A 25,445-nucleotide genomic window follows, 5' to 3' on the forward strand; every position below is an offset into this window, starting at 1 on the left:
CAACCTGAACAGAATAACGTTCTCACCGTATAGACGGAGGAACACCGCAGCGCATCCTTTCCAGATGGAGCATGCACGGCCTTTAAGCCGGCATGACTTTATGGGGAGAAGTGCGCGGGGGTTCCTCCGTCTTCTTGTTTTTTACGGGGCGTTTGATCCTGTTCAGCCGGCCTGAGGTAGTCATGCAGATCTATATCGGGGGAGTGTTATTTATGAAAAAGAGAATTCATAAGGGTATTTTGGTTGGTCTGGCACTGGTATTAACAGGGGTACTGGCAGCATGCGGATCGGATAGCGGCGGGTCCAGTGCAGCAGGAACATCGGGGGGATCGGAAGGCGACACAGAAAAGGCCAAGGCCATCGAGCTGCTGAATGTTTCCTACGATCCAACGCGGGAACTCTATGAGCAATATAACAAAGCGTTTGCGGCGCATTGGTTGAAAGAGAAAGGCCAGGAAGTGACCATCAAGCAGTCCCATGGGGGATCGGGCAAACAGAGTCGTTCTGTTATTGACGGACTGGATGCAGACGTGGTGACGCTGGCATTGGGATACGATATTGATGCGATTGAAGATAAAGGTCTGATTAATGAAAGCTGGCAGGATAAATACGAGCATAACAGCTCTCCGTATACCTCTACGATTGTCTTCCTTGTACGTAAGGGTAATCCAAAGGGCATCAAGGACTGGGATGATCTGATCAAAGGGGATACCCAAGTCATCACCCCAAATCCCAAAACGTCCGGCGGGGCGCGCTGGAACTATCTGGCGGCATGGGGATATGCCCTTAAGCATAATAACAATGATGAAGAGAAGGCGAAGGAATTCGTTGGTGAATTGTTCAAACATGCGCCTGTGCTGGATTCGGGTGCTCGCGGATCTACAACGACGTTTGTTGAACGTGGCATTGGTGATGTGCTGCTTGCCTGGGAGAATGAAGCTTTTTTATCGGTAAAAGAGCTGGGTCCGGACAAATTCGACATTGTCGTGCCTTCGGTTAGTATCTTGGCAGAGCCGCCCGTTGCGATTGTGGACAAAAATGCAGACAAAAAAGGAAGCCGCGACGTGGCGGATGCCTATCTGAAATATTTGTACAGTGAAGAGGGACAGACGATTGCCGCTGAAAATTATTACCGCCCAACGCTGGACAGCGTGGAGGAAAAATTCAAAGATCAGTTCCCGGCACTTGAGCTGTTCACGTTGAAAGATGTATTTGGTACATGGCGGGATACTCAGGCCAAACATTTTAATGACGGTGGTATCTTCGACCAGATCTATGTTCCAGGCAGCTAAGGTTGCTCTGTTCAATGAACACCCGATCAATCGCGCTGTGAGCGGCCAACCAGCCTTACCGGCTGAAGGCAGAGAGGATGAACGTGCATGAGCAAGGTGATGGTGGCGCGGAGACGCACATTGCCGGGATTTGGATTAACGATGGGTTACAGTGTGTTCTACCTGAGCCTGGTTGTACTTATTCCACTGGCTGCGCTGTTATTTAACTCAACAGGGCTGACGTGGGCAACCATGATTGAGGTTGCGACCAATCCCAGGGTGCTGGCTTCCTTCCAGGTCAGCTTCCTGACCGCAGGTGCAGCGGCGCTGATTGATCTCGTGCTGGGGTTACTCCTGGCATGGGTGCTTGTTCGGTATGAATTTCCGGGCAAAAGGTTGTTTGATGCGGTCATTGATCTGCCTTTTGCCTTGCCGACAGCGGTAGCAGGGGTTGCTCTTACGGCGATCTATGCCGGCAATGGCTGGATTGGGCAGTTTGTAGAGCCTTTGGGCATCAAGCTCGCTTATTCACAGGCCGGGATTACGCTGGCGCTGATGTTTATCGGAATTCCGTTTGTAGTTCGCACGGTGCAACCGGTGCTGGAGGAGCTGGAAGCTGAGGTGGAAGAGGCGGCTGCCACACTGGGGGCAGGAAGATGGCGGATATTCCGCACGATTCTGTTGCCAGATCTGATTCCACCGTTGCTGACGGGTTTTGCTCTGGCTTTTGCCCGGGGCATTGGCGAATATGGCTCGGTTGTATTTATCTCAGGCAATATGCCGATGAAAACGGAGATTGCTCCATTGCTGATCATGGCCAAGCTGGAGCAGTTCGATTATGCAGGTGCTACAGCTGTAGCTTTGTTGCTACTTCTGGTTTCTTTCATCCTGCTGCTGATCATTAATTCCTTGCAACGTTGGAGCCGGAAGGCGGGCAGAGCATGACAATGAAGCATGATGGATTAAGGATATTAAAAGACGTCACTCACCCAAAACAAAGGAGGTGTAGCATATGACGGGGTCCGTTCCACTGAGCCCTGTTCCACCCGTAAAGACCGGGCGTGGAACTAACCGTGCAACAACAGAAGCTCCATGGGTCAAATGGTTGTTGATTGGACTGGCAAGCCTGGTACTCATATGGCTGCTTATTTTGCCACTGGCCATTGTGCTCATGGAGGCGTTGAAGCAGGGCTGGGGTGTGTACATTGCGGCTCTTACCGAGCCGGATGCCATGTCTGCACTGAAACTCACGTTATTGGTTGCGGCGATTACCGTGCCGCTGAATACGATATTTGGTGTGGCCGCTGCATGGGTCATTACCAAGTTCCAGTTCAAGGGCAAGGGACTCATGATCACCCTGATTGATCTTCCTTTTTCAATTTCGCCTGTGGTGGGCGGGTTGATCTTTGTATTGGTCTTTGGTTCGAATGGGTGGTTAGGGCCGTGGTTGTCCGAACATGATATTAAAATCATTTTTGCGCTGCCAGGCATTGTCATTGCAACGCTGTTTATTACCTTCCCGTTCGTAGCGAGGGAGTTGATTCCACTAATGGAGGACCAGGGAACCCGGGAAGAGGAAGCGGCGGTTACGCTAGGTGCTTCCGGGTGGCGAATCTTCTGGAGTGTAACCTTGCCCAACATCAAATGGGGACTGCTGTACGGTATTATTCTGTGTAATGCCCGCGCTATGGGCGAGTTCGGAGCCGTATCTGTGGTGTCCGGGCATATCCGCGGGGAGACCAATACGTTACCACTTCATGTCGAGATTTTGTATAACGAATATCAATTCTCGGCTTCATTTGCCGTAGCTTCCCTGCTCCTGATTCTGGCTCTCGCCACGTTGCTACTCAAGAGCTGGCTTGGACACAAAGCCGTTTCAGAAAAGTGATTATGAGAAGAAGAAAATACAGATTGACAGCTACTGGAAGCCCTGCTAATGTATAAACCAAGTATATAGGTTGGATAAGAATGATTTATAAATCCGTTGGATGACAGCGTACTTAGGAATATGGCGGGCAATAGCCCGAGAAGAGGAGGCGGCTCTATGGCTAAGCCGTTAAAAGTGGATGAGGTATGGTTGGACCGAATTGCCGGACAGCTGAATGACATGGAGTTTGGTTCATTGCATATCGTGGTGCACGAAGGTCAGATTGTGCAGATGGAGCGGACCGAACGCAAGCGTTTTGAAAACACGCCCTCAGGCAGCGCCTCCAAATCCGGAAGCACGGCACGAAGCAGTTCAGCCCGTTCACTACGCGGATCAAATGCGAGTGCGAAGGGATAGAGAGTGACGTGAAGGAAGCGAAGATAGGTGCATAAAAACACATGTAAAATCCAGAAACTCATGGGAAATGCATGTTCCAAACCATCCTACCTATTGGGCACGACTTGTCTCCATATGCTCTTTATACCAATGATTCGCTTCGAGCAGTACCTGTTGCCCACCTGCATCCATGAATTCTTCCACAAAGGTATCGAAATACCCCACAGGCTGATCGCCAGTGATGATGGAGATGTACGCTCTGTCTCTCATGCGAATCAATTCAGATGAATATTGAATGAGGGCAGGGGTTGCAACCTCCAGGCGATTATAGATACCATTCTCCGTCAACCCTGCAGATGCAGCCCACTGTTCACGTTTATCCGAGGGTGTACCTGGAACCGTCATCCCGATACTTGAGCCGATCATATTAATATAATTCTCCATTCTGTTGTATGGGTAAAGTAAATGGAACGAGTTTGAATCTTCAACGCTCCAATTCCAGTGTTTTCCTGGAAGGCCATACTCCATTTTGATCTGCTCCTCCGGATCGGGGTTGGCACTTACATAATCGAGTATCTCCAAAATTTTCTCCAGTTTTCCCGGCTCCTTCGCAGCCTCAGCACCTATAGCAATAAAATTCATCAGCAGATTGTTCCCTTTTGAACCGCTATGTCCATCAGGACCAATAACAGGAGAACCAAATACAACCTCTGCAGTTGCGTTCTTCTGTAACAGCTCATTAACATTGAACGAGGCCCCCACTGGAGTTTCTTGGCCATTTTCATTAAGGACACTGTAGTCTCCCTCTTGATTCCAATGATAATAGTTGCCCATCGAGGTCATCCCAATTTTTCCATTAATAAAAGCATGGGATAGATGTTTATAGCCGCCTTTATTTTCGCCGGTTATAAACTCAGGGTCGATAATCCCGTCCCGATACCACTTTTGCATATAAGTCAGGGCTTTTTTCATCTCAGGCTGCAAAGCACCGATCACGAGTTGGTTGTTTTTTTCATTAAAATACAGTTGCTCGGTGAAAACGGACTGTCCAAAAGCGCCAAACACCACATTTAAGCCCTCTCTGGATAGGCCATACGTATCTTGTTTACCATTCCCGTCCGGATCATCTTTGGCAAAAGCATACATAACCGTTTCAAATTCATCTAATGTCTTTGGCACCTCCAGACCAAGCTGCTTAAGCCAGTCCTCTCGGTATACAACAGGGGTTCGATAGATGTTGGTCTGATTAATAGCCGGAATTCCATATAAGCCACCGTTTATTTTTCCATACTCTAAATAACGTGAATCATAATCGCGAATTCGCTGTACGATATTTGGCGCATATTGTTCAAGAACTTCCGGGGGAATTTCCGCTAAGACCCCTTGCATTTGATACTTAAGCAGATCATGCGGTTGTCTGATCCGGAACAGATCGGGTATTTTCCCTTGAGCAAGCTCCAGGTCCAGCAGTTCCTCGTATCGCTTGTTCTCAAGATTCCACACCTCCAGATCGACATCAAACCGATCCTCAATATAGGTAATCATCTCGGCGTCTTCAGGAACAGGGATATTTTGATGCATGGTCCAGGATATCGTATACTGCGGTGCTGTATCCTTCTCAGCGCTTGCTAGATGGTCTTGCTGTTGCACTTGTGCTGTTTCTCTTCCTAAAAAGGTACACCCACTTGTAAATACGATAAGGAGGAGCATTGCGGAATATAGACATAACTTTCTTGAAAGGTTGATGTTCATAGCAGTTCCTTTCCTGATTTCAAATTCTATATAGGTTTAATCAAAGAATATTTACACGGACACTCCGATGACAGAACAACCTTCCGATCGCTGTTATTCCCAGATTTCTTTTGATCCCTTCTCTAAAGGAAGAAATCCGGGAATAGCGTATGCTTCCGAAGTAGCTTTCTTTCAGAAAGCTTTTAGGCGAACGCTTCGCTTCTTCAGGTTCTTTCTGTCCTCTCCGTTTTTGTGTAAATGTTAAATTGATCCTATATAGATCCCTGCTCCATTAGATTGCGCATGAAGTTTTTTGGCGTACAGCCGTGGATTTCTTTGAACTTCTTAATGAAATAAGCAGGGGTTCGGTAACCGACAGTACTTGCGACCTGCTCAACTGTGATTTCACGCTGTGTCATGAGTTCCCGTGCGCGTTCCATTCTCTGATTCGTAACATATTCGGAATAAACAATCCCGGTTTCTTCCTTGAAAAGTTTACTGAGATATTTAGGGCTGATGAATACTTGCTCTGAGACATGATCCAGCGTGAGATCGCCTGATAAGTGCTCGTGAATATAGGCTTTGACAGCCGAGATGGTATCCACACTTCGTACCTCACTTCGCTTCTCCATCTGCATCACAAATTCGGTCACAAGATGAATCATCCATTCTGAATAGCGGTTGATATTGTAGAACAATGAAAATTGCTTGTACATATTCAATGAACTCGCCTCGGTGGGTTGCAGGCGCACCTGATTAATACACTCAGCGTAAATAGATAACGTTTTTAATAAGATGATCCGACTGTATTCGGCTGAATAGGGGCCTTCTTTTATTGTAGCGACCAATTCCTGAATGGCCTGAACTGTGCCGTGCACATCCCGAGCCTGCAATTTCTTTTCAAAGTTTACGAGGTATGACTCCGGAATTTCCAAACTGCTGACTTCTCTGTTCAGAAGATCAAGATCCTGAATGGCAGACTGCTCGGGAAAGAAGTAGCTGTATCGAATCAGGGTATTCGCCTGATGATAGCTTGTGTGAATCTTCGTGAAGTGTTCTACCCATCCGCCTAACGATAGTACAAATTCCAGACCAAATCTGCTGCTCGCCTCAGCGTGAATAAAGTCTACAATGTGATCAGAGAGCGGTTCTTCGGGTTGGTTGGTACAGATGATTACTGCTATTTTGTGATCCTGCAATTCCTCTGCCAGCAGTTGAGTTCCATCCATTTCTGCGATCTCCAGTTGCTGGATCATCGTATACAACGTATGCTGCAACTGTCGTGGCTGCAGATCCTTCCACTTCTCATTGACGGGGTCAATGACAATGCAGCGAAAGCGAGAGTAGGCCATTGAAATGTGAACAGACTGGAGCTGTTCCGTAAGTTCCTCGGGTGTAAATCGGTTATTTAACATATTGAGCATGATACTATGCTTAATCATTCTGTGATTGGCCTGTAAAGTTTCTTCAAGACTATCAACTTTATTGGACAGACTGTTAAACGTTGTATCGATGAACCGATATTCGTCCTGCTTTAAGCTGGTTGGGCTATCCATCCGGCTCTTGATGTTATTCATGATTCGTTTAAGAGGACTATAGTTGGCCCTGGTAAAGATGGACGACATCGCTATTCCAACCGCAACAGCCAATAAACCGAGAAGAACCGAAATCTCCTTCAAGCTATCCAATTTATAATAGAAGCTTTCATTAGGTGTGGTTGTGTAGATTCTCCATGCATTTCCTTTAAATTGATCTTGGGTAACGACATGAGAGTCATAGTTAAATACAGGTGTGAAGCTCTCATCTGAAGAATGAAAGGTGAGCAGCGCCTGCGTCAGATTATCCTCCGTGGAGCTACCTATCAACGTTTTGTCCGCGGCAGATATGACGGTTCCGTCCTGATCGATGATTAATGTATTTGCATAGTCAGCAGGGAGCATATTTTTAATGATCTGACTGATCGCTGATTCTTTGATATCAATCGCAATCATGGCCTTACTGTCTTGTCCAGACGATTGAAACGGGTAACTATGGACATAGGAAATTAGAGGACTCATCTTGCCTTGTTCCCGTGATTCGATATAAGCATCCTGAGGCACCATGCGAGTCTTCATCCATAAGGAGCTTTCTGGAGTCTCTTTCATCGCAGTAATCCAATCCGTCGTATGATCCACACTCGAAGGCGTGTCCTCATAGAGCAATAGCCCATATACAGATGAGACGATGAAGTGGTTCTTCGTATCGTACACATGAATAGCTTCAATGAGATCGGAGTAATTTTGCACCATATTTTTGAGGGACTGTTCAATGTCCAGGATTTTGCTATGGTTTCCTTTTAAGCTATCTAGATCGATACTAGCGGCGTTACCGAGTGCCAGGGACAGATAGACCTGATTCACCTTCTGGATAACGGAGCTCTCAATAGTATTGACAGTGCTTTTCAGTGACAGCTGATTATTGATTCGAATCTCTTTGCTGTATTGATGGGAGAAGAAGAGGTATAGAATGGAGCCGAAAAGAAGCGCAATGACAAGAACAACAGCAAGGTAGGAAAGAACCATCTTGGATCTTACAGTTTGAAATGGCTTATGCATTCTTTTTCCCCCTTCATGTCTCTTTTCTAAACAACTTCATCATTATATAGCAGGCCGAGGACTAGAAATCATGTTGATCGAAATTTAACAAACTCCCACTCCATAATTTACTTTTAGTTAATAAAGCGTTTACAAAAGTAGGTATTTTAATTGATAAATGTAGTATCTAACTCCATTTTTCTTGGCATATAAGCTCCAGAACGTACGATTTTGATATAAAACGGAATTTGTTCTATAGATGCGAAACGCTCCCTAATGCTACAGTAACGGCAGATCAGACATCTGTATAGAGTCTTTCTTACTCATTTGCAGATGCAGAAGCAAAAAAATAATTTACCATAACGGGAGCGTGTATTTGCAAGCCATGAGAAAACCACTTAAAAAGTCACTGGCATTACTTCTAATGTTGTCTATGGTAGGTCCGACATTTGCAGAGAAGAGTTTTGCAGCCGATCAGAAGATTCAGTTCTCTGATATTAAGGGACACTGGGCGGAAGCAAATATTCAAGCATGGGGTGATGAAGGATTAATTCGAGGTTACCTGGATCATTCATTTAAACCGAATACGTATATTACAAGAGCAGAATTTATGAATTTGGTAAACGGTGCCTTTGGATATTCCGGACAAGCTAAAATTACCTTTAATGATGTGTCTGAGAGTGCATGGTATTACGAAGCAATTTCTATTGCAAATGCGAATGGATATATAGATGGATACACCGATGGCACAATGAAGCCGCAAGATCCGATCACCCGTCAAGAAGCAGCTAAAGTGATCGCTGGCATTTTGAATCTGGAGTTAAATGAAACAGCAGCGAATGTATTTAGCGATTCATCGTCTATAGCGGCGTGGAGCAAGGGAGCTGTAGGTGGAGCGGCAGCAACGAAAATTATCTCCGGATATGCAGATGGAACCTTCAAACCGCTTAATTCCATTACTCGTGCCGAAGCGGTGTCTGCGCTCGTTAAAGCTGTGGAAACAGATGCTACTACAGCTGCCAAACCAGCTAAGCCAAAAGGAACGGCAACCGTTCTGAATGTTAATCCCCCAGCAGATGAAGCTCGGTTATCCGCCGTGAAGCACGGAGCCAATGCCGGAGACGACACCTTGAAAAATATTGCGGAAACCAATCCGTTTATTGATATTTTAGACGGTTTTGATCAAGTATGGTCCATGAACCTAGCGGATTGGAGAGATGGAACAGCGGCAACTAAAATTGGAGCTGACGGGAAAAATGCAAAGTATGGAGATGGACCGACTCCATATTATGACGGCTTTAAGAATGATCCAACCGTAGCTGTTGCTGATCAGAAAACATATGCAAATGAAGAGATCCGAAACAAAGCAACTTGGGAAGCCAATATCAAATATGTAGAAAAGGTCACGCAAAATCGCACAGGTGAAGAGACATTGGCAGCCTATTATGATGACCAAAGAGATAAGATCTATAGCGTGATGGAGGGCTTTGGTCCGTTGGCTAACACGTATGTAGATATCATCAAGCCAAAGACAAACGTTGAACGAACGGTGGACGAGATGAATGTGGTATTGACCGAAGAAACAGTGGAAGATGAAAGCCAAGGCATTGGAGATTGGGAAGCAAAGACGGAACTTGCAGACTTGGTTCATTTAGTTGATCTGGTTCGATTCAAAATTCCTGCCTCATCTAATCCCTCTAAATATTTCTACTCTTCCCCTAGACCGTGGAGAATGAATTCCAATGGAGAAGTGAAAGAAGTTGTTGACAGCAAAGGACTGCCTGTATGGGAAACCTTGGGCGAAGGTGAGAAAAAAGAAGTACCTTTGGCTTCAGGCGGCACCAAATCAACAGGAGAAAAACATTACCAGCAATACGAAACTAACGTTAAGCTTATTCCTGCGTTAACTTATGTCAAACGAATCGCTGAGGATGGAAGAGGGAAAGATGGTGCATTTCCGAGCGGACATACCAGTGCAGCATACTTATCCGTATTTCCTTTGGCATACGCTACACCAGAACGATTCACTGAATTGTTAACGAGAGCAGCTCAGTTGGGCGAGAATCGAATCGTAACGGGGATGCACTCACCGCTTGATGTTATAGGAGGAAGAATACAATCCACAGCCATGGCTGCATATGCACTTAATCAGGCTGAGAATAAAGATGTGTTAGAGAAAGGTTATAAGAATGCAGGAGAAGTATTTGGAGCTGCAGCCAAGGAAAAAAATATGAGTCTGTATGAGTATGCACATACCGTAACAGAGGATTACACGTTCAAGAGTGCTTACGATGAACACAAATGGGAAGATCATGATGCCAATAAAGCCTTCTATAGAGAAAAGATGACTTACGGTCTGCCACAAACCGGAACCAAAGGTTTGGCTCCAGTTGTACCGCAAGGAGCAGAAGCCCTGTTAGAAACACGTCAACCGTATTTAACAGATGAGCAACGCAGACAAGTATTGTATACAACATCCATTGACTCTGGATATCCTGTACTGGATGAATCCAAGGGCTGGGGTAGAATTGATCTGGTCACGGCTGCGGATGGATACGGTGCATTCTTGAACAATGTAACTGTGGATATGGACGCTTCCAAAGGGCGCTTCAATGCAGAAGACTGGTGGAGAAATGATATCACCGGTAGTGGAATGCTCACGAAAAAGGGAACAGGAAGCCTTACATTGGCAGGGAAAAATAGCTACACTGGCGGAACATTGCTGCAAGCAGGAACGCTGGTAGCTGAATCTGCAACTGCTTTTGGTACAGGTGATCTGTATGTAGAAAATGGAACAGTTGTCGTTGATGTCGACGGAGCACTCAACTTAGATAGAAACTTTACCATGGATAACGGTACGTTGGAATTGGTAGTGACTGACAACAACAGTCAGCTGAATGTTGGCAGAAAGCTCTATATTGATGGAGGAAGTCTCAAACTCGACTTGTCCAACTATAAGATTGAAGGTTCCAAAGATATTACGTTAATCACGGCTAATGGAATTACAGGTGAATTCGACAGTGTAACGGCAGATGGTTATGACGTGACTGTCACGTACGAAAAGGGCCGCGTCATTGCACATGTTGTAGCCAAATAAGTGAAGTAATTATCCATGATATAAAGTGAACTAAAGAATGTCACACATGCCACTTCGATGACAGAATAACCTTCCGATCACTGTTATCCCAGATTCTTTCCTTCTTCAAAGGAAAAAATCCGGGGATAAGCATATGCTTTCGATGGAGCTTTCTTTCCGAAAGGCTTTAGGCGTAGCGAATGCTTTCGAAGTAATTTTCTTACAGAAAACTTGTAGCTTCGCTTCTTCACGTTATTTCTGCCCTCTCCGTTTTTGTGTAGTTATTAAAATTCATTTTATATCGTTCAATTCTTCGCAAGAAAAGATTATAGAAAAGGGCTTAAACTACAATGTAGTTTAAGCCCTTTTTGCGTACAGATACGTTGGATATAGGGGATGTTTTCAACACGTGCTGAAAGCCGAAGTGTATCTGAACGTGTCCGGAGTAGGCAAGCGCTAAATACTGAATGTAAGAGCAAGCAATTAGGACGTCGCAAAAGCGATTTTCCTATTTTCCACTACCAATGAGAATTTTCGCTTCGTACGAGAGAGAAACGAGGTTTCCTCTCAGTCGCGATTGGAACAGAGCATGAACAGGGGTTGAGCGCTAACGAATATGAGGCGTCTTATTCAAGGGTTTGAAGCACCCGCAGAAATCTAAGGAATCTGAGACACGTTATATCGAAATGTACGGCGTTTTAGAGCGTTTTTATCGAGCGATTTTGGGAAATAACGTGTCTGAGGTTCTTTACAATTTTGAAAGAGGCTGTAGAGGTAATATAAGACGTCCTGTGTTCCTTATAAAATCGATAGGCTACTCAATAGGAACAGCCAGACGGGAGCTCGATAAATTTGGGATACTGACATTCATCATCGTATAGCATGCCGAGTAAGGAGACATGACCTGATCGGTGAAAATCCAGCCGAGGGAGGGCCAAGTCTCGTATCATCGATGTGGGTATCTAAGTTTAATCATACGGAAGCGGCTGAATCGTAGGTTATTCGTCGGTGTTGGTACCAGATGTACGACGTGTGTTTCCTTCCATCTCCGTAGAGACTTGCTTCGTTGGTTCCAGATCCGTATGTCCTGCGTAGGGGCGCTCACTTCGAGAGCGTGTCCCAGTCAACCCGAAACCCGAAGTGAATATAATCAGCTGTAATCCAAGGGCGTAGGGCGCAGCAATAGGTCCAATCAGATGGAGCAACGAGCATAGTGCGATCAGCAAGGAGAGCATTTTGGTTACTGTACTTGACCTATCCCGTCGTGGGCTGGCCCAGAGCAGGTAACCATATATTATGGTGATCATTATGGAAGTTGCGCGAATCCATGGCAAGATGCTGTCCCATGAGTCTACATGGACGTCCAACATCCGCTGACGAAATATCAGATCTGTAACTAGAAACCCTGTGGCTGCTAGTGCCAATGGTTCGGCTGCAGGCCGAAGGATGGTCCATACCGCTGTGCCCCAATGATCTGCATGAGTATCCCGGCTGAGTTCATCCGATAATACGGTGCATTCCCGTTCCAGTGCTCTGTGCATCAGTCCAATTCTGGCAGGGTCATGATCCTTAATACAGTCACGGATCTGGTCCTGTAGCTGAGGAGATAGGTAAGATGCAGCTTTGCAGGCTAACATTGCTGTTATCAGATCGTCATGTTCGTGTTCCGATCGTTCATAATTCCGATTTTCCTGGATGGTAAGTTGTCCCAAGAGGGCTGTACTTATGTATAATGTATCTCGTATCCTTCTCATTCGCCTTTCGTGGCTGCGGCGAACTTCAGTGGCAGACCATATGTATATCCCCAGAAGCAAAGCCATGACTCCAAACAGTACAGCCACAGCGCCTGGGCGCGATGTTAGATCTTCAATCCAACGTTGAAACACACTTGTTCCTCCTTTGCACCAACTTCACGTATCATGAAACACGCTTCACGTAAGCTTTCTCTCACTATTACACAGGAAGTAGATGAATTCAAGCAGAAAGGGGCACAATTCATGGATCATGTGAGTATTGAACACACACCACCCGCAGCGGTGGAGTATCTTGCCTTACGGCAGATTGCCGGCCTTAGTGCAATGAGCAGGGAAGGCGCAGAGATTGGATTACGGAATAGCCTGTTTGCCGTATGTCTGCGTGAAGAGGATATGCTGATAGGCATGGGGCGAGTGATTGGAGATGGAGGTTGTTTCTTTCAGGTCGTCGATATTGCTGTACACCCGGATGTTCAGGGAATGGGGTATGGAAAACTGATCATGAGCGAGATTATGAATTATCTGCGTGAAGCAGTACCTGCCCGTGGTTTGGTCAGTCTGCTGGCGGATGTTCCGGCTGATCAACTTTATGCTCAATTTGGATTTGAATACACCAGCCCAAAATCGGAGGGCATGTGGTGGAGGCAGGGAGAAGAAGGACCGACTACCTAGCGGAACGGAAACTGAAATTTTGAGATAAGAATAGACTTATGTCGTATGAAACTATCTTAGTATAGCCGCATTTAGCGGCTTTTTTGCATGATTCGTGTTGAGTGCTAGCGGAGAGAGGGGATACTTAAGAGTGTCGGTGCTTCTTCCGCTAGTTGAAGTAAAGATTATTTTTCTACATATAAGCTGTAAGAGATAGGTTTACAAGTTGTTTACATCCGGTTTAAGATGGCGTGAGCCGTTTAAGGTATATAACAATAGGATTAAGTATTAAAATAACGGTAAGTTGACAAGATGATATCTACAGAAAAGAGGGAATTCATATGAAAGTAGCCATTTTTGGAGCAACCGGAGCGATTGGCAAGATGATACTGTGGGAGCTGATGGATCGTGGGCATGAAGTGACAGCGGTGGTGCGTGACCCTTCGAAGGTTGAGATGGTTCATGAGCGTTTGCGTGTAGAACAGGGAGATCTGCTTAACCCGGATCAGGTGGCTGATTTTGCAGCGGGTCAGGAAGTGGTTGTGAGTGCATATGGACCGAAGTTTGGTGGAGAAGAAGAGATGCTGGAAGTGACACGTTCGTTGATCGAGGGCGTGCGCCGGGCAAAAGCAGGACGTCTGGTTGTAGTTGGTGGAGCGGGAAGCTTGCTAACCGATTCCGGGGATATGCTGATGGATACGCCGGGATTCCCGGAAGAAGTCAAACCACTGGCAAAAGCCCATGCAGAAGCATATGAGCTGATTGAAGCATCAGGTATTCACTGGACCTACATGAGCCCTGCTGCGACAATCACAACAGGACGTCGGACAGGCCAGTTCCGGGTTGGCATGAACCGTGTGATTACGGATGATATCGGGGAAAGCTCGATTTCCGTTGGCGATTTTGCAGCGGCTTTGGTGGATGAACTGGACGATCCGCAATTTATCCAAGCACGGTTTACGGTAGGTTATTAAGCGTAGACAGGCTTTGGAATGGATGATTTAATCTGAAGGTCTCGTACACGGATCGATAGAGTTTTCGATGATGTATCGAGTGGATTGTGGTAACTGGATGAGGTAAGAGGAAAGATAGCGATACACATATAAGATGCAGAGTTTAGGTGCAAAGTTGCTACTTTCAAGTATGAGATGAGCTTGTCACGGGGAGGGATGAACGTTGTTTATCGTAACCGCTGAACAGATGAGAGCTGTGGACGAGTATACCATTCATAAGCTGAGTATTCCTGCTGCCAGTCTAATGGAGAATGCAGGCCGAGCCATTGCTGAGGAAGTCATCAAGCTGTGCCGGGAAGGACAGGCAGAAGGCCGGCTTGTGGATTCAGAGCAGCTTGACTATAGCAGCCAGACCGATGCTAGGCGGGCACACACCGGGCCCGGCGATCGGCAAGGTTATGGTGGCGACATCATCGCCGATCCGGCGCTGGTGATGGAGCGCCCGGGAGATCAGCTGTGGTACATGCTGATCGGCAAGGGCAACAATGGCGGCGATGGGCTGGTGGCCGCGCGCCATTTGGTTGAAGCAGGGCTTGGCGTGACATTGGTCTACGCCGATGCCCCTGATGCACTGCGGGGCGAAGCCGCAGTGAAACGGGATGCCGCCGCGAAGCTTGGCATCCCTGCTCTTGTCCACGGGCGCGAAGCCGTGGACTTCAGCCGGTGCACAGGCATCGTGGATGCGCTGCTGGGCACCGGGTCGCGGGGAGCGCCGCGCGGAGCTTACGCGGCGCTGATTGAGGCGGCGAACGACAGCGGCAAGCCGGTCGTGTCCGCCGATGTGCCAAGCGGGCTGGACGCCGACACCGGAGAGGTGTACAAGCCCTGCATTCAAGCCCGGGTGACCGTATGTCTCGCGCTGCTTAAGCGCGGGCTGGTGCAGTACCCGGGCGCTTCTGCCGCGGGGCGCATTGTGGTGCGCGCCATCGGCATTCCCGCGCGGCTTGCGCCAGAGCATGGCCCCTCGGTCCGTCTGCTGACGGACGAGGTGCTGCGCGGTGCGCTGCGCGTGGATACAGGCCGTCTACGGGCACCGGACGGCCACAAGGGCACCTACGGCCACGTACTGTTGGCCGCAGGAAGTCTGCCGATGAGCGGCGCTGGCCTGCTCTCGGCCAAGGCCGCGCTGCGCGCAGGCTGCGGGCTCGCCACATGGGCGCTGCCCGCGGCACTGTTGCCGCATGTCATCGGCACCGTGCCCGAGCTCATGCTTGCTGCCGCCGCCGATGGCGACAGCGGCGAATGGAACGCGGCTTCCGCCGACGCCGTGCTGCGTCTTGCGGAGAGCCGCGACGTGCTCGCGACCGGCCCAGGCCTTGGCCGCTTCCAGGGCGACACAGACTGGCTGCGCCGTCTGTGGCAACAATCGGATCGTCCGCTCGTCATCGACGCGGACGCCCTCAACATGCTGGCAGACGCTGGCCCACATGGGCCTCGCGACTGGGGCCAGCGAAGTGCGGCGACAATCCTGACGCCGCACCCTGGCGAGATGGGCCGACTGCTGGGCATGTCGACCCAAGAGGTGCAGCGTGACCGCATTGGACACGCTGCAAAATACGCCCGCGAGCAGGGCGTGACCCTTGTGCTCAAAGGAGCACGAACGGTCATCGCAACGCCATCCTGCGAGGCGTACATCAACACCACCGGGCACGCCGGCATGGCGACTGGCGGTGCCGGAGACGTATTGACAGGCATCATCGCCGGTCTGCTTGCCCAGGGGCTCAGCGCGGAGCAAGCCGCCGCGTTCGGCGTATATCTCCACGGACAGGCCGCCGAACGCGCAGCCCTGCTGCGCGGTGACCCATCGTCCTTGCTGGCCGGAGATATCATCGATGCACTGTGAGGATGGGGCAGGTGTGGGACAAACTCTCGGTTTTGGGTTACTGCCTATGACGATTCGTTTTCAAACTGCAAGTGATCCAACGAAGCAGCGCACCAAAAGTAGATGAGTGAACGTTGTCCATTGTTCATTGCTCAGTACTCATTTGCTCAATGAACATTGATCAGTACTCAATGCTCAATACCCAATGCCCTAACGAACCTGATACACCTTATACCACGGTTTACATGGAGGAGCAAAAGCTAACGAATCTCATCCACGTTATCTCTGTGTATTTCAGAGAAAACACCTGAAAAACCGGACTAAATTAGGGAATAGAATGCCTGAGATTCGTTAGATTTTATAATCTGCAATTAATGGCCCAATAAGGTTTGCTCAGTTCGTTAAACGTTTGGATCTGAAATGTTGATGCCTTGTTATCTATATAAGTTGATCTAAAGAATATATACACTGGACACTCCGGTGACAGAACAACCTTCCGATCGCTATTATCCCCAGTTTTTTTTATAAATTAGGAAATCCGGAATAGCGTATGCTTCCGAGGCGGCTTTCTTTCAAAAAGCTTTTAGGCGAAGTATATGCTTCCGTGTCAGCTTTCTTTCAGATAGCTTTTAGCTCCACTTCTTCAGGTTCTTTCTGTCCTCTCCGTTTCGTGTAAATGTTTAGTTCAATCTATATACTTTCATATCTTTGAAACGAGTTAATGGTTGGATGAAACAATGATTAGTTACTGAAAAGGGGAGCCCTGTCATGATTCATGACAGGGCTCCCCTTTATTTGTTTGTTTGTATGTTCACGCTACCTGATCCTGGCTCGGCTATAACCTACCCATAACATGCCTATAATCTGCATCTAAACTACTTCTGATCTACGTCCAGCCCAAAATTCTCCCGGCTTACAGCCGGAATCGCAGCAGTTCCTGATGCATCTCTGCACTAATATCACGCAATGACTTCACCTTGATACTTGCATCAGCGAAGGAACGTTGTTGTTCCGACGTGGAGGCGGTGATCTCTTCACTGCTGGCAGCCGACTGCTCGGTGATGGCACTGATATTTTCGATGGCCTGTTGCACCTGTGTACTGAGTTCATTGGATTGTTGCATGTCCCCAGCAAGTTGATGGATACCCGTACTGATGCGCTCCACACTTTCACGAATAGCAGAGAAGGATTCGCGAGTCTGGCCAGTGGCTTGTTCCTGTTCGCCGAATAACTGCATGCTTTGTGCTACAGAGTTCTTCACCTTGTCCATGGAGGTTGTGATCTCGCCAACAGCTGCATAGATATGTTTGACCGATTGCGCAGATTGTTCGGCGAGTTTATTCACCTCGCCCGCAACAACAGCGAAGCCACGTCCGGCTTCTCCAGCGCGAGCAGCCTCTATGGAGGCATTTAACGAGAGCATGGTTGTTTGTTTGGCAATCTCCGATACATATGTCGTCATCGTAGTGATTCGAACCGCGCTTTCTTCCAGTTCCCGCACCGTTTGTTCTACCTCGGCCATCGCCGTACGATTCACTTCGGCCAAGCGGAGTTGCTCCGCTACAGCCTTATTACCTTCCTCAACGGTAGTTAATACTTCACGACCATCGATTACCGATTGGGAAGTGGACTCGAGATTGCTATTGAAGGTAGACTGCATTTTGTCCACAACCATCACCGTTTCACTCAGATCCTCGGCAATCTTTTGACTGCCAATTGAGAGTTCCTCCGTGGTGCGGGATACTTGCTGCACAATCGCTTGGGCTGTATCATTACCGCGGTCAATATCTTGTGCCATCAGATCGACACGATGACCCGCTTCACCAATCGACTGAATAATGCCGCGGATATTATGAGTCATGATACCGAAGGAGCGACTCAGGTCATCGAGTTCATCTTTGCCCCGAGATTCCGGTAATTGTCCGGTCAGGTCACCGTCCGCAATTTGTCCAGCGGCGTCTTTGAGTGTTCGAATACGCTTGGCAATCTGACGTGAAGTATACATGTTAAACAGCATCACGGCGACGAGCAATACGATAGCTCCTACCAGAGCGGCTTGCCACGTTTGCTGAATGTTACGTTCCAAATCGACGGTATATTGATCATAACGATCCCGAGTCATCTCATCTAACGAATAGATATCATTCTGTATGCCCCGAACCCGAGTGCTGTAACGTTTCGCTTCCGCACTGTTCATCGCACTCATCGCTTCGGTGGCTCCCTGGTTGAGAGCTTCTAATTTTGTCTCGATGGACTGAATAAGTTGTAACTGCTGATCTGTTTCGAGCAATCCGTCCGTAAGCTCCTGAATCATCGTTTGGCCTTCATCCAGCAAGCGAAGCACGGCGTCCTGGTTTCCTGCTGTCATGGAGAATGAGTAGACATCCAGCGCTTGCTGGGTCTGAATCTGATTGGCGTTCAGTTCACTCACCTTGAGCATGGCTGGTACCAGATTTTGATTTTTGGCATTCATGTTGAGCAATTGCATGATGATATAAGCGACTAGCACAAGGCATAGAAGTAGTGAAATTAGAGCATTAAGTATCAGTTTTCCCTGTAGTTTCATGTGCGTACCTCCTCGTATCCGATGGGTTATTGATCAAGCGTAATTTTGATTTGACCGGAAGAGATCTTAGCCTTCAGATCTTCGAAGGTTTGCTGTTGTTCATCACTGAGCGTGATATTATGTAGAGCAGTCAGACCCACGGCGTTCTCCGCCAGCCCCTCCACGATTTCCTTTTGAGGGAAGGTATGATTGTTTTGAACAAACGTGTTAACGGCATTATAGATAGAGACATCCACATTTTTCAGCATGGACGTAAGAATGGATTTTTCCGCCAAAAAGAATTGATCGGTATCTACACCGATGGCGTATTTCCCTAATTTCTGAATCTCCGTCAGTGCACCAACGCCTGTGAGACCAGCAGCTACGTAGATCACGTCAGCGCCCTTTTCCTGAATCATCTCTGCAGCCAGTTGTTCACCCAGCTCGGCATTGCCGAAGTCCCCTGCGTAGACGACATCAACGGTTGCATTCGGCTTGACAGCCAGAACACCTTGTTTAAAACCCTGCTCGAAATTACGAAGGACTGGTATCTCTATTCCACCAAGGAAGCCGACATGATCTTCCGTTGAAGCCATAGCGGCAATAACACCTGCCAGATAACTTCCTTCTTCCGCCCGGAATGAAATGGAGGCAATGTTAGGCAGTTCGGACTGACTGTCAATCATGAGGAACTGCTGGTCAGGATATTTGGCTGCAACTTTCTCCATATCCGCTTGGACAGCATCACTCAGGCCGATAACCAGATCGAATTTGGCTTGCGCAAACTCTTCAAATGCAGCTTCGGCATTGTCGCCCGGTTCACGATAGTCGAAGACAATGCTTTTCTCATTTCTGGCCTGAACCAGTCCATCAAAAGCAGCATCATTAAAAGAACGGTCACCCAGACCCACTTCCGTAAGCACGATCCCAACCTTTGTTCTTGTGTCTGTTGCCGTTGTTGTATTGTTGGGTGAACATGCCCCCAGGATTAGTACCGTCAGGATCATCATTATGGTGAGACCTAGACCTGCGCGTCTTTTCTTGTTTGTTTTCATGTGTGGTACCCTCATTTCTGTAGTCGCATTTTTCTGTTTTGCGTGATTCCTTAGCTCCAGGGAAGTACGTGTGCATGATGACACGTATGGTGAGGATTTCCCTTTATCTATATCGGTCAGAAAGGCACTGTGATTTATGGTGTGTAGTGAAAATTTACGAAAAAATAAGTATTTTTCATGAATTACACATTATTTTTACATTTCTCTGGTTAAAAGGGTACATAAATATCTACAGTATGTTGTTTACTGATGTTAGAAGTCGAAAAAAGGCACAACAGAGATGACATGAATCATCTCTGTTGTGCCTTAAAATTTCACCCTATACGGATGATAAGGTGATCATCCTATTATAAAAATGACGCGAGTTTTACCAAGCCGCAATCGAGCCATCCGCTCGGGTTTCCGTACCCCCGCATAATACGCCATTGTCCGGGTTGCGCCAGATGATCTGACCGCGTCCAAACTGGGATGGATCGAGTGCCACTTGAATATCATGTCCTTTGCGGGCGAGTGCCTGAGCGATATGCTGCGGGAAACCCGGTTCCACGAGAATTGTTTTGCCCTTCGTCCACTGCCAGCGCGGAGAATCCAAGGCGGCCTGTGGGTTCAGGTGATAATCGATCGTATTCATAACCACCTGCACATGACCTTGCGGTTGCATGAAACCACCCATGACACCGAATGGCCCAACCGCTTCGCTGCCACGGGTGAGGAACCCCGGAATGATCGTGTGATAGGTTCGTTTGCCTGGCTCCAGGGCGTTGGCATGATTAGGGTCCAGTGAGAAGTTGTGTCCACGATTCTGCAAAGCAATGCCTGTTCCCGGAACAACGAGCCCAGACCCGAAGCCCATATAGTTACTCTGGATAAACGAAACCATGTTGCCTTCACCATCAGCCGTAGCCAGATACACCGTTCCACTTGCACGTGGATCACCTGCCTCAGGTGCTCGTGCGGTATCACCAATGAGTTTGCGCCGTTCTTCCGCGTATGCCTCGGACAGGAGTTCCTCCACCGTCACACCCATTTTGCGTTCTTCAGTAATATATTTCTCCCCGTCGGCAAATGCCAGCTTCATAGCTTCAAGTTGCCGATGATATGCCAGAACGGATTCTTTCTCGTCAAAATCATATCCCTTCAGGAGATTAAGCGCCGCGAGAGCAATCAATCCTTGTCCATTCGGCGGAATCTCCCATACATCGTAACCACGATAGGAGACGGAGATGGGATCAACCCACTCCGGCTGAAAAGCCTTCAGATCTTCGCGAGTCAGATAACCACCGTGCTCTGCCATAAAGGAATGAATGCGCTCTGCCAGTTCTCCTTCGTAAAAGTCTCGTGCTTCGCTCTCGCCAATCTGGCGCAAAGTCGCCGCATGATCCGGCGAGCGCCACATCTCTCCAGCTGCGGGAACACGCCCGCCTGGAGCAAATGTCTCAAACCACGCCCGCCCTGCTTCCGCATCACCCTGGCGTGCATAGATCTCGGCTGCCCTTGCCCAGTGGCGGGCCAGCCCAGGCGCAAGCGGATAACCTTCCTCCGCATAGCGGATGGCCGGTTCTAGCGCTTCCGCCAGCGTGAGCCGCCCAAAACGGCGGCTCAGCTCAGCCCAACCCGCCGGTGCGCCAGGCACCGTCACCGGAACAACCCCAAGCTTCGGCATCTCCGTATGGCCTGCCGCTTGAAGCGCCTCAATGGATATGCCCTGAGGCGCAGGGCCGCTGGCATTCAGGCCATGCAGTTTGCCCTCGGTCCAGACGAGGGCAAAAGCATCGCCTCCAATGCCATTGGACGTTGGCTCCAGCACCGTGAGTGCTGCCGCAGTTGCAATGGCGGCATCGATGGCATTGCCGCCTTTTTTCAATACATCCAGACCAGCTTGTGCAGCCAGTGGCTGTGACGTGGCGACCATGCCTTGTTTCGCATACACAGGCACGCGGTAAGAGGGATACGGTTGGTAGAGTGGATCGAAGTTCATCAGGTTGTTCAGCTCCTTGTCGCTAGATGTCAGGCTCCGGCATAACCGGATCATACTCCTAACCCTCTTCGCAACTGGACAACCGATATCCTGCCACACCTGCCAAATCCAACCTGACATCAGCCTATGTCGTTACCATATCGCCGCCATTTACATGAATGCATTCACCTGTGACGTAGGATGAATCGCGGGAAGCGAGATAAACGTAGGCTGCCGCCAGTTCGTAAGGCTGACCAGCTCGACCCATGGGTGTATCTGTTCCAAATACCTGTACATCCTCAGCGGAGAAACTGGCAGGGATGAGCGGTGTCCAGATGGGTCCCGGGGCGACGGAATTCACACGGATTCCCTGTGCAGCGAGCGATTGGGCGAGTACACGAGTCAGCGATACGACGGCTCCTTTGGTAGAAGAGTAGTCGATCAGTTGAGTGTTACCTTTATATGCTGTAATGGAAGCCGTATTGATAATGGAGGCACCTCTGCACAGATGGGGGAGAGCGGCCTGAATCAGAAAGAAATAAGCGAACACATTGGTCTGAAAGGTGTGATACAGCTGTTCTTCTGTAATATCAACGATGCTTGGCTGCACATACTGTACGCCATGATTGTTGACCAGAATATCGATCTTCCCGTAGGTTTCCATGGTTGTGCGAATGACGGCTTCACAGTTTTTCTTTAAGCGGAGATCAATCTCGATTAAGAGACAGCGCTGTCCCAGTTCTTCGATCCGTTCACGAGTCCTTTCGGCATCTGTCCGTTCATATAGATAAGCAATGACGATATCCGCACCTTCCTTGGCAAAAGCGATGGCGGCCGCCCGGCCGATTCCACTGTCACCACCCGTAATAATGGCAACTTTACCTTGGAGTTTGCAGCTACCTATATAGGCAGGATCTTCACTGATCGGTTCAGGCACCATCAGAGTTTCCAGACCGGGTTGCTGGTCCTGATGCTGGGGTGGGAATGCCAGCTTTTGCTCCTTGCATACCGTTTTCTCACCATAAAAAGGATAGACAGGATTCATTCGCTTTACATCCTCCTCGAACGTTCATTGATACGGATAACCTATGCATTCGCCCAGAAGAAGGTGCGGGGGAAAACAGCAGAGCGGTTGTTTTTTGCGCAGAATATACCATAATAAGGATAGATCCTTAAATCGATGGAGGTGTCAGGAGCCACATGAATATTCAAGGAATTAATCATTTGTGCTTTTCCGTATCCAATCTGGAGCGGGCCATTACCTTTTATGAGCAGGCTCTCGGTGCCCAAATTCAGGTGAAAGGACGCAAACTGGCTTATTTTAAGCTTGCCGGTCTTTGGATTGCCCTGAATCAGGAGGATGTTATTCGCAACTATACGGAACGAACCTATACCCATATTGCATTTACCGTTACAGAAGAGGAGTTCGACGCGTCTGTGCAGCAGCTGCGAGCAGCGGGTGCTGACATTCTTCCCGGAAGGCTAAGAGATCCGCGGGATGCATTATCCGTTTATTTTACCGATCCGGATGGTCATTTGTTTGAACTGCATACAGGTACGATGAAGCAAAGGCTGGATTATTATCGCGAAGACAAAGATCATATGACCTTTTATACGTGAGTTTCATGTGCAAGTAGAGGTAAATGGTAATTAACGTATTTAAAGTCATTGCAATTATCCGTACAATACATCTTAGGTTCGCTGAAGTGTACACGGTATGTTCGGCTGCCAAACCATATGCACAAGGAGAGATGGACGTGGATAATAAAATATTCAAGCTTCGGATTGTTGCGAGCGGGTTGTCTATGGCCATTGTCATGTTGTTTTCATTGTACAATGGACATCTTCAAAATTCAGGGGAAGCTCTTCAGTCCCGTGTATCATTGGGCTACTCGTCAGATAAACAAATAACGGTTCACCCGCTTGATCTGAATGATCCTGTTCCTGAATAGTTGTTAGGAGAAGATGGGGGCCGTATTTATTTGATATAGGATTTATAGTCATCATAATTCATTTTCTGTTCTTGTCCGCTAAGAATTAAAAGTTTGTGGCTAATATCAGCCTCACGATCTGCATGGATGCGTTTAAGCAGATCGTAACTCATTCGAAGGAAGTAATAGCCTTCATTGGTGTTGTCTTTCTCATGAAATACAATGCCGAGAAGACGATATAGTTTTGCACGGAGCATGCCTTCATCTCGTTGATCCAGCAGTTTAAGAGCTTCCTTGATGGCTGTTTCGGCCAGTAAAGGTTGCCGTTCTTCGAGATAAATTTTACTGATTTCCTCTAATATAGAAGCCTTCTTGTGAGGCAGATTGCGTTTGTCGTAGATATCGGCGCATTCTGACAGCAAGGGAAGGGCTTCTTTTTTTTGTCCCATATGAAGTTGAATGACAGCCAGATTGTGAAGAGCAAGTACATAGGATTTACTATTTGCCTGTTTATATGAATCTACCGATTTCTTGGTCCAGTCATAACTTAAGAGCAAGTGTCCGTCCTGTTCGGACATATAATAGGCCTTGCCTAAACCCAGCGTAATTTCGCCATATAACTCCGGTTGCCCGGTCATTTGGGCTTCTTTTTCGGCTTTGAGATAATAATCCAGTCCCTTATCCACGTTACCGAGCCGCAAATGGGTTGTTCCGAGAAAGGTTAACGAACGGATATGTTTATCTTGCAGATGTTTGAGTTTGCTGCTGTAGGTATAGGACTGTTCGTAGTATTTACGGGCAGCGTGAAACAGTTCTGCATGAAATGCAGCTCTTCCCATTTCCAGGTAATAGTCGACAATGCGCTCCCGGTCTCCTGTTCGGGTGACTGTAAAAGCCGCAGTTTCCCCATCATCCAGAGCTTGGCGGTAATCGCCAAGCCTATTGTGGCTTCGCATGATGAGCAGATAGGCTTCCGTTTGATCCAGTGTATCTTCCGTCAGAGTCAGAACTTTCTGAGCCATACGGATACAGGCAGGATCATTCTGCTCAGCATAGTAGGCTTTGGCTTTGTCCAGGACAGCTTCACCAATATCGGTGTCCGTTGTCGCACTTCCTCCCAAGAAGTACTCCATTGGTGTATTGAGTCTGCGAGCAATGATTTTCAACATACGCTGAGAGGGAACGGCTCTGCCTTTTTCGATGAGGCTGATGTATGAGCGTGTCATATCCTCACCTGCCAGTTGTTTCTGAGACAGTCCAAGTTGCTCCCGGATTTCCCGAATTTTGGGTCCGATCATGATCATTCACCGTCCCTTGAATTAGTTTGTGATTACGTTGTGAAATGTGAGTTGTATATTGAATGCTTGGAATTGGTATTAACAAGGGGTAAGGCGTGCGAGAAATCCATTTACCTCCTTTTACAGTTTAAATCCAAATTGGGAGATTATAGAATGATAGTATCCAAGACGAAAGGAGGAATAAATCAATGATCATTAAAGCGACTCCCATTACATTGGAACAATTGAAGAACAAAGAGTTGGAAGCAGTACAATCGGAAGTGAACGTGCTGGGCGAAACACGTGAAGTTAGTGCTCGTGCAGTAGCAGCTCGTGCAGTATCTGCCCGTGCAGTAGCAGCTCGCGCAGTATCGGCTCGCGCAGTAGCAGCTCGTGCGGTATCTGCTCGTGCAGTAGCGGCTCGTGCATAATCCCTTGTATCTACTATGGCATTATGGTTAGTCCAATAGATGAGAGCTTCGGATGAAGCTCTCTCCCTATATTGAGAGTGCTCCGTATGATGGGT

The 25,445-nt window shown here is 48.0% G+C and carries 19 protein-coding genes; 11 read left to right on the plus strand and 8 right to left on the minus strand.

The window, feature by feature from the left end; genetic code table 11:
- The first annotated feature begins 212 nt into the window (after positions 1 to 212).
- The 4 genes from NST38_RS02705 to NST38_RS02720 all read left to right on the plus strand — a co-directional run bounded on the left by NST38_RS02705 (position 213) and on the right by NST38_RS02720 (position 3,555).
- Positions 213 to 1,292, plus strand: a complete 1,080-nt coding sequence (locus tag NST38_RS02705) for a sulfate ABC transporter substrate-binding protein (RefSeq protein ID WP_076254465.1) — start codon at positions 213 to 215, stop codon at positions 1,290 to 1,292.
- Between the two features lie 87 nt (positions 1,293 to 1,379).
- Complete coding sequence (cysT, locus tag NST38_RS02710; protein WP_017690928.1) at positions 1,380 to 2,216, plus strand: sulfate ABC transporter permease subunit CysT; 837 nt, start codon at positions 1,380 to 1,382, stop codon at positions 2,214 to 2,216.
- 67 nt (positions 2,217 to 2,283) lie between these two features.
- The gene (cysW, locus tag NST38_RS02715) at positions 2,284 to 3,159 is read left to right on the plus strand and encodes a sulfate ABC transporter permease subunit CysW (RefSeq protein ID WP_076254467.1); all 876 of its coding nucleotides are present in this window, start codon (positions 2,284 to 2,286) and stop codon (positions 3,157 to 3,159) included.
- Positions 3,160 to 3,315: 156 nt separating this feature from the next.
- The gene (locus NST38_RS02720; protein WP_036607453.1) at positions 3,316 to 3,555 is read left to right on the plus strand and encodes a YezD family protein; all 240 of its coding nucleotides are present in this window, start codon (positions 3,316 to 3,318) and stop codon (positions 3,553 to 3,555) included.
- Between the two features lie 90 nt (positions 3,556 to 3,645).
- Here NST38_RS02720 and NST38_RS02725 read toward each other — a convergent pair whose 3' ends face one another.
- Positions 3,646 to 5,184 carry an extracellular solute-binding protein gene (locus NST38_RS02725; protein ID WP_083685137.1) on the minus strand — a complete coding sequence of 513 codons (1,539 nt, stop codon included), beginning with the start codon at positions 5,182 to 5,184 and terminating at the stop codon, positions 3,646 to 3,648.
- 353 nt (positions 5,185 to 5,537) lie between these two features.
- A complete protein-coding gene (locus tag NST38_RS02730; RefSeq protein WP_076254471.1) occupies positions 5,538 to 7,859 on the minus strand; it encodes a helix-turn-helix domain-containing protein in 2,322 nt (773 codons plus the stop codon).
- A 364-nt stretch (positions 7,860 to 8,223) separates the two neighbouring features.
- Between NST38_RS02730 and NST38_RS02735 the strand changes: the two genes are divergently transcribed.
- Complete coding sequence (locus tag NST38_RS02735) at positions 8,224 to 10,935, plus strand: S-layer homology domain-containing protein (RefSeq protein ID WP_076254533.1); 2,712 nt, start codon at positions 8,224 to 8,226, stop codon at positions 10,933 to 10,935.
- A 977-nt stretch (positions 10,936 to 11,912) separates the two neighbouring features.
- Here the strand turns inward: NST38_RS02735 and NST38_RS02740 are convergent.
- Positions 11,913 to 12,800, minus strand: coding sequence for a hypothetical protein (locus NST38_RS02740; protein ID WP_076254473.1), 888 nt, complete (start codon positions 12,798 to 12,800; stop codon positions 11,913 to 11,915).
- 111 nt (positions 12,801 to 12,911) lie between these two features.
- On the opposite strand from NST38_RS02740, the gene NST38_RS02745 reads away from it, so the two are divergent.
- The 3 genes from NST38_RS02745 (at position 12,912) to NST38_RS02755 (ending at position 16,175) form a co-directional block, all read left to right on the plus strand.
- Positions 12,912 to 13,340, plus strand: a complete 429-nt coding sequence (locus tag NST38_RS02745; RefSeq protein ID WP_076254476.1) for a GNAT family N-acetyltransferase — start codon at positions 12,912 to 12,914, stop codon at positions 13,338 to 13,340.
- Between the two features lie 320 nt (positions 13,341 to 13,660).
- Entirely contained in the window at positions 13,661 to 14,293 is a 633-nt protein-coding gene (locus tag NST38_RS02750; protein WP_076254478.1) for an NAD(P)-dependent oxidoreductase, read from the plus strand.
- Positions 14,294 to 14,495: 202 nt separating this feature from the next.
- Complete coding sequence (locus tag NST38_RS02755; RefSeq protein ID WP_076254480.1) at positions 14,496 to 16,175, plus strand: bifunctional ADP-dependent NAD(P)H-hydrate dehydratase/NAD(P)H-hydrate epimerase; 1,680 nt, start codon at positions 14,496 to 14,498, stop codon at positions 16,173 to 16,175.
- Positions 16,176 to 17,067: 892 nt separating this feature from the next.
- On the opposite strand, the gene NST38_RS02760 is transcribed toward NST38_RS02755, so the two are convergent.
- The 4 genes from NST38_RS02760 to NST38_RS02775 all read right to left on the minus strand — a co-directional run bounded on the left by NST38_RS02760 (position 17,068) and on the right by NST38_RS02775 (position 22,756).
- The gene (locus NST38_RS02760) at positions 17,068 to 18,720 is read right to left on the minus strand and encodes a methyl-accepting chemotaxis protein (protein ID WP_076254482.1); all 1,653 of its coding nucleotides are present in this window, start codon (positions 18,718 to 18,720) and stop codon (positions 17,068 to 17,070) included.
- 26 nt (positions 18,721 to 18,746) lie between these two features.
- Complete coding sequence (locus NST38_RS02765; protein WP_083685142.1) at positions 18,747 to 19,754, minus strand: BMP family lipoprotein; 1,008 nt, start codon at positions 19,752 to 19,754, stop codon at positions 18,747 to 18,749.
- Positions 19,755 to 20,121: 367 nt separating this feature from the next.
- On the minus strand, positions 20,122 to 21,732 hold the full coding sequence (locus NST38_RS02770; RefSeq protein WP_076254537.1) for a gamma-glutamyltransferase family protein: 1,611 nt from the start codon (positions 21,730 to 21,732) through the stop codon (positions 20,122 to 20,124).
- 124 nt (positions 21,733 to 21,856) lie between these two features.
- A complete protein-coding gene (locus tag NST38_RS02775; RefSeq protein WP_036607429.1) occupies positions 21,857 to 22,756 on the minus strand; it encodes a glucose 1-dehydrogenase in 900 nt (299 codons plus the stop codon).
- A gap of 155 nt (positions 22,757 to 22,911) precedes the next feature.
- On the opposite strand from NST38_RS02775, the gene fosB reads away from it, so the two are divergent.
- Positions 22,912 to 23,331: a metallothiol transferase FosB gene (fosB, locus tag NST38_RS02780; protein WP_076254484.1), complete on the plus strand. Its 420-nt coding sequence runs from the start codon at positions 22,912 to 22,914 to the stop codon at positions 23,329 to 23,331.
- 137 nt (positions 23,332 to 23,468) lie between these two features.
- Positions 23,469 to 23,663 (plus strand): hypothetical protein, encoded by a 195-nt coding sequence (locus NST38_RS02785; protein WP_143781120.1) that lies wholly within the window; start codon positions 23,469 to 23,471, stop codon positions 23,661 to 23,663.
- Between the two features lie 26 nt (positions 23,664 to 23,689).
- Here NST38_RS02785 and NST38_RS02790 read toward each other — a convergent pair whose 3' ends face one another.
- Positions 23,690 to 24,940 (minus strand): helix-turn-helix domain-containing protein, encoded by a 1,251-nt coding sequence (locus NST38_RS02790; RefSeq protein WP_179087965.1) that lies wholly within the window; start codon positions 24,938 to 24,940, stop codon positions 23,690 to 23,692.
- A 188-nt stretch (positions 24,941 to 25,128) separates the two neighbouring features.
- On the opposite strand from NST38_RS02790, the gene NST38_RS02795 reads away from it, so the two are divergent.
- Positions 25,129 to 25,350: a hypothetical protein gene (locus NST38_RS02795; protein ID WP_036607418.1), complete on the plus strand. Its 222-nt coding sequence runs from the start codon at positions 25,129 to 25,131 to the stop codon at positions 25,348 to 25,350.
- Positions 25,351 to 25,445: the final 95 nt, after the last annotated feature.

Origin of the sequence: Paenibacillus sp. FSL H8-0104, assembly GCF_038050215.1 — a bacterium.
GTDB lineage: Bacteria > Bacillota > Bacilli > Paenibacillales > Paenibacillaceae > Paenibacillus > Paenibacillus amylolyticus.